This is a genomic window from Allobosea sp. CER48 (assembly GCF_044752385.1).
Classification (GTDB): Bacteria; Pseudomonadota; Alphaproteobacteria; order Rhizobiales; family Beijerinckiaceae; genus Allobosea.
The window spans coordinates 1-1,180 of the sequence record NZ_JBIWYK010000707.1 but is presented as its reverse complement, the minus strand read 5'-3'; the positions used below and the strand labels follow the sequence as shown (position 1 = coordinate 1,180).

Below are 1,180 nucleotides of genomic sequence, written 5' to 3'. Positions count from 1 at the left end.
GCCGCCAGCCAGACCAGCCCGCCACCCCAGTCGTAGAACCAGCGCGCGCCGGGCAGCATCCGGCCGATCGCGGCCGCGGACCTCGGGCCGTCGGTCGGCTTGAGCGAGAGCCGCCACACGGCTTCGTCGGTGCCTGCGAAGAAAGCGGCGTCGCGGACACGGCGCCACAACGCCGCCATGTGCTCGCCCTCCAGCCGTTCCGGCACGCCGTATTCGCCGAGCAGCAAAGCCAGCTCGCCGGCGCGATACTCGATCGAATCCGGGAAATTCTCCATTCGCAGCAGCGTCACGGCCTCCTCCCCGGCAAGTCCGGCAGGGAGATGCGCCGCGGCCATCGGCTCGAAGGGCGAACCCAGCGCCTTCGACAGCAGCGCGACGCCCTGGCCATCGGACAGGCCGCGCCACTGCAGTGTCGCGATCTCCGCCGGCCTGGGCAGCACGCGGAAGGTCACCTCGGTGAGGAAACCGAGCGTGCCGTGGCTGCCACTCACGAGCTTCACCAGATCGAGCCCCGTCACGTTCTTCATGACCCGGCCGCCGGATTTGATCATCTCGCCACGGCCATTGACCATCCGGATGCCGATCAGCGAGTCGCGCGCGGCGCCGGCATTGATGCGACGCGGCCCCGAGATATTGCAGACGGCGACGGCGCCGATCGTCGGGTCGCCATCGCTGCCATAGAGCGCACGGTGATCCATCGGCTCGAAGGGCAGCATCTGGCCGCGCTCGGCCAGCGTCTCCTGCACCAGCGCCAGCGGCGTGCCGGCACGTGCGGCAAGCACCATCTCGGCGGGCTCGTAGAGGGTGATGCCGGTGAGCCCCGCGCTCGACAACGTGCTCGCGGCCTGCGCCGGCCGACCCAGACCGCCACGCGTACCTCCGCCACGCAGGGTCAGCGGCACGCGGGAATCGATGACCGATTTCACGACGGCACAGGCCTGTGCCTCGGTCGTGGGGGTGTGGACGATCATCTGGCCCCCTCTGTCATTCCGGGGCTTCGCGCAACGAAGGACCCGGGACCCGCGATCGATGAAAGATATTTGGCGCCCGGGCCTTCGCTCGAAACGGCATCGGTTCTGGGTTCCGGGCTCATGCCTGCGGCATGCCCCGGAATGACGGAGCCCTTCATTGCGCCAGAAGCGGACAGAGATCGGCCCAAAGCGGGTTCTCCTCCTCGATC

General features: G+C 68.9%; 1 protein-coding gene. It reads right to left on the bottom strand.

Annotated elements, in window-relative coordinates:
• On the bottom strand, positions 1 to 971 hold a 971-nt coding region (locus ACIPIA_RS16710; protein ID WP_400511094.1), incomplete at its 3' end, for an FAD-binding protein.
• Between the last annotated feature and the right edge of the window lie 209 nt (positions 972 to 1,180).